The sequence below is a fragment of the Kitasatospora sp. NPDC054768 genome, from assembly GCF_053612025.1.
Map to the genome: position 1 here is coordinate 1 of NZ_JBSHBN010000301.1, position 4,351 is coordinate 4,351.

Annotated in this window: 3 protein-coding genes; 1 reads left to right on the forward strand and 2 read right to left on the reverse strand. The window is 68.7% G+C overall.

The features are described from left to right. Window positions 1-171 (forward strand): transposase (locus ACWGKU_RS40510; RefSeq protein ID WP_452181042.1); only part of this gene is annotated, 171 nt, incomplete at its 5' end. A 173-nt stretch (window positions 172-344) separates the two neighbouring features. On the opposite strand, the gene ACWGKU_RS40515 is transcribed toward ACWGKU_RS40510, so the two are convergent. Both ACWGKU_RS40515 and ACWGKU_RS40520 read right to left on the reverse strand, forming a co-directional pair. Next, window positions 345-2,774, reverse strand: a complete 2,430-nt coding sequence (locus tag ACWGKU_RS40515) for a hypothetical protein (protein ID WP_401053896.1) — start codon at window positions 2,772-2,774, stop codon at window positions 345-347. 1,296 nt (window positions 2,775-4,070) lie between these two features. Beyond that, window positions 4,071-4,229: a hypothetical protein gene (locus tag ACWGKU_RS40520; protein WP_452181041.1), complete on the reverse strand. Its 159-nt coding sequence runs from the start codon at window positions 4,227-4,229 to the stop codon at window positions 4,071-4,073. Window positions 4,230-4,351: the final 122 nt, after the last annotated feature.

Below are 4,351 nucleotides of genomic sequence, written 5' to 3' on the forward strand. Positions count from 1 at the left end.
TTGGCCACCGCCGAACCCAAGAAGCTCCGCTACCGACTTCTCCATGCCGCAGCCCGGATCACCCGCGGAGCCCGCCGCCTACGTCTGCGGATCGCCGCCGGCTGGCCTTGGCGCCACGAGCTGACCGCCGCGTTCAGCCGCCTCCTGACACTGCCCCGCCCGGCCACCTGATCCGACGAAACCGTCCATGCCCACCCGCGACCCGAGGACCCACAGGAGCACCCGACCTGCGCGTCGGGCCCCCGGCATGCCCGCTCTTCCACAGCAGCCGCATCACGACCACCCGGAAGATCAACTCAGCTCGGCCAGCCCCAACCGAAACGCGGAGGCTAGGGGCGTTGTAGTCACGGCGAGACGGTGCGGGCTTCGCACCGCGCGGCTCGTGCGGCGGCAAGGGCCTGGCGGTGGGACTCGTGCATCCTGCGGATGCGGGCTTCGGCGGCCTGGGCAAGCTCGTCCACCGATGGCAAGACCTTTGGCTCGGGTTCGCGAAGCTTGTTGTAGCTGGTGCGCAGCAGCTGTTCACGCCGCTCCCTCTCGTGCCAGCGGGCGGCCTCGCGGATCTGTGCCTGCTCGCGCATCTGCCGGCGCAGGTCGCGGTAGGCGCTGTTGCCGATCAGCGGATGGCACTGCGGCGGAGCGGAGTCCAATGACTGCCGGACTTCAGGGACAACCTGACCATGCTCTGCGGACCGGGTCCCAGTGTTGCCCCGCACCGTGCCGAACCGTTCCCGCTCGTGGTCGGTCAGGGCCTCGCTCCAGCACCAGCGAAGCGTCGTCGTCAGGGTGTTTCCGGCGGCTTGATCAGTCGCAGCGAGAGCAGCCGCTCGAGTGGGGTGGCCGTGGACACGGCGCATCACGGTTTCATGGACCTGCTCGGCCTGCTCGTCGGCTTCCAGTGCTTGCGTCAGAGCGTAGGTCAGCTTGTCGGCCACCGCGCTCAGAGTACTGATGTCGGCGTGCCGGTCCTGCTGCTCGGTCCGTTCCCTCGCCGCCACCTGCTCCGCGGCGCGGCGCAGCGCGTGCTGGCGCAGGTGCGCGTCGACGACGGCTCGACGCTGGTCGTCGGGAGTGCCTGCGGCGAGCCCTGCGGTCGCCTCCTGGATCAGGACTCGTCGGACGCTGCACCGGTCGGCGAGGCGCATGCGGCAGGTCACGCACTCGGTGCCGGTGTCCATCCGGATGCCGTCGTCGCACCCGCCATGGGCGCACTCCTGACGCTGCGGCAGGCCTTTTCCGAGTAGCCAGCCCACCGGGTCGGTGACCCGACCGATGCCGCCCTGGGCCTTCAGCCGGCGTTCCAGTCGCTCGGCTAGCGCCTGGAACGCGCCGTCATGGCCAGTCCAGCCCGCGATCCGGCCCAGCTCGACTCGTACCGCAGCGGTGATCCTGTTCCGGGCCCATCGGCGATCCAAGTGCCCCCACAAGCACGCAACCGGGGCAAGGACCCTCGCCAGGTCCAGCGGCGGCCGAGGAATCCTCGGCAGGCGGCACCCCGGTCGGGTGACCTGGCCAGGCGTTTTCTCCTGGGTGTCCCGGATGACGTTGGATTCGGGCTCCTCCCCGCGACGCGGGCTGCCTGCGTTCTCGCCGACGTCTGATTCGGCGACGGTCTGTCGGTGCTCGCTGTTGTCGGCACACCCCTTGCGCGCGTGCGTGCGCTCCGGCCGATGATGGGTCACCCCCATCGCGGCTTCGCCGGAAATGCCGAAAGCCACGGTCAGTTCATTCGGTACGCCAGCCACAAGGGAGTGGGAAGCGTGAAGGGGGGTCGCAGCGTCAAGGTCTGGGACCCCGGCCTCATCAGCCTCTACAACCTCGTTTACCTGCATAGTCTCCTCACTCACAGCAGCTTCACCTAGGGGGGGCGCAGCATCAAGGTCGCTGACCGACTCCCCTGCGATGTTCCGCGTGACCTCCCGGCGCGCCGGAGCCACCAGGCCAGCCTGGTGCGCGGCCGCGACCGACGGCAAGACCAGCCGCGACCGCGACCGCAGCCCCGACGCCCCGCGTCGCAGCCGCTTCACCACCCCCGCCTCCGCCAGGCGTCGCAGTACTTGCGCCGCGCCCGCAGGCGTGCAGCCCAGCATTCGCGCCAGTGTCACCGCCGGCCGCCCGGCCTCAGTACCTGTACGGCCTCCGCACAGCCGCACCCAGCCGCGCTCGTTCGCGTCCAGCACCAGCAGCAGGGCCGCCAGCCGGTCGGTCGCGGCTCCCCGCCCCGTACGCCTTGCCAGCAGACCGGGCGGAAAGACCGAGCCGTCGCGATGGGCCCAGCCCGGCGCGAAGAGCTCCTCGATGACGCGCAGCAGCACCGCCAGCTCCTTCTTGGCCAGTGCCAGCGGATGCCCCGCCACCCCACGGGCCTCCCACATCGGAACCACCCTGCACTCCATTGCCTGGTGTTCGCCGTGCGAGCCCTCCTTCGTCTGACTCAGCACCGCACCGCTGGCCCGCATCGAACGCGCCACCGCTTTCATGCGTTCCGCTGATACCCCCAGCCAGCGGCCCAGTTCCGACTTGCGGATCTCGACCAGCCCGCTGGTCCACGGAGTACGCGCCATCAACACGACCGCACCCAGCCGCACCGCATCCGGCTGTTCTGCGAGTCCGGGCTCGGCCAGCAGCGCGCGCACCGCCGTCCGCAGCCGCGAGCGCATCACCGGCGTCAGTGCCAACGGCGCCAACACCGCGACGGCCGCTGGCTCTTGGAGGCCGCAGGTCTGGCCCTGAGCCGGAACCGCAACCGTGGCAACCGCTTCCTTCCCGCTCACCGAACGCCTCCCCGCACTGTGTCGACGGCACGTGGGCACGACGCGCCGGCCGCGACCGGAGAAGGGGGGGAGGTGGGCATGGGTGGAGACGGGACGCAGACGGGGATCACGAGTGATACAGGGGTTGCAAGCCCCCGCTCGTGTGACACATCCAGCCGCCCAAAAGAGTGATCTGGGTCGCATTTTCCTGGCAGCGTGCCGAACGTCCGATAGCTTGCATGCCGCGACAACCGCGGCAGGAAGCGGGGGAATGGCTCTCGGGCCGACTGACCGGAGGGTCAGACACACCGAAACCGGTGATGCCGACAACAGCACCACCGGCACGGCGAGACTGGCAGCTGGCAGATCTGTGCTGCAAAATGGCAGTGCCTCCTCATAGGTGGGCACGCAAATGGCGCCCTTCGTGGGTGCTGGGTCCGGGAGAACCCTGAAATTCGCCTGATCGACCGGTTGGCGCCGGCGATCTGGCCTTCGCCTCCGAGTTGGCGCTCGGCAGCGGTGAACGTGAGGCCGTGAGCCTGGTGATTGGCGTCACCTGAAGTACGGCCCAGGTGGTAGAACCCCTTGGCGGGGGTGGCGGCCGCCCGTGGGCGGCTGCGTCATTTCGACCATGCCTCTAGTAGGGGAAGGTACGGGTCACGGCAGCGATGGCACTTCACCACACCGCCTTTTGAGCGATCGCATAAATGGCGGGTGCTGTGACTCGGAAAGGCTGCGGCTGAACCGCGTCTTCGCCTCCCTCAGTCGGTACGGGTTGGGCCACCGCGGTTTCACCCGAACTCACCCCGACCGGGTGCGTCATGACTCAACCTAGTGGGTCGATGGTTCGCCGGGCCCGACGATTTCAAGTCCAGCGGGACTGTCTTGACGCAATAAGGTTTGTAGCGCGGGTTCCCTGCGCTTGGCCGGGTCGTTGGTCCAGGCCGTCTGCGGTATCTCGGGCAGTCCGGGACGGCGACCGAAGCGCTGGGATGCCTGGCGTACGCTTCGGAGAAGGTGGCGGCCCGCTGGTCGCGGACTTCCCCGGTTGTGCCAAAGTGCACGCTGGCGGGTGTGCGGAAGCCGATGCCCGAATTCCGGCGCTCGTGGTTGTAGTACGAAATGAAGGCGTCGAACCCCGGCTGGGTGGCCTGGCGGCGTCGCTCACCGCATTGCCCGCGCTCCCGCAAGATCCGGTACACCGTAGAGACTGAGCAGTGGTAGCGGCCAGCGTCCAGCTCGCGGGCCCAGATCTGCGCGGGCGGCAGCTCGGCGCACTCCGGGCTATTCATCAGCTCCACTACTACTGCCAGCTCTTCAGGAATCAGGGGCGCAGGCTGAGGCTGTGGCCTTTCTGGGCTTGCGCACCGACGGAGGTTTCAGCCTGCGGTAGTGGGTGGCTCTGGAGCGGCCGGTCAGCCGATGTGCGGCCGTGATGCCCAGCTCCAGCTCGATGCCGGTGAACGCCTCGTCCACGATCGGGTCGGTGGCGTGCGTCAACCGGCGCCCTAAGGCCTGTCTGATAATTGATCTTGTGGCAGGTCGAGGCGAGTTGACGGACGTGGTGTGGGAGCGGATAGAGCCCCTGCTGCCGCAGG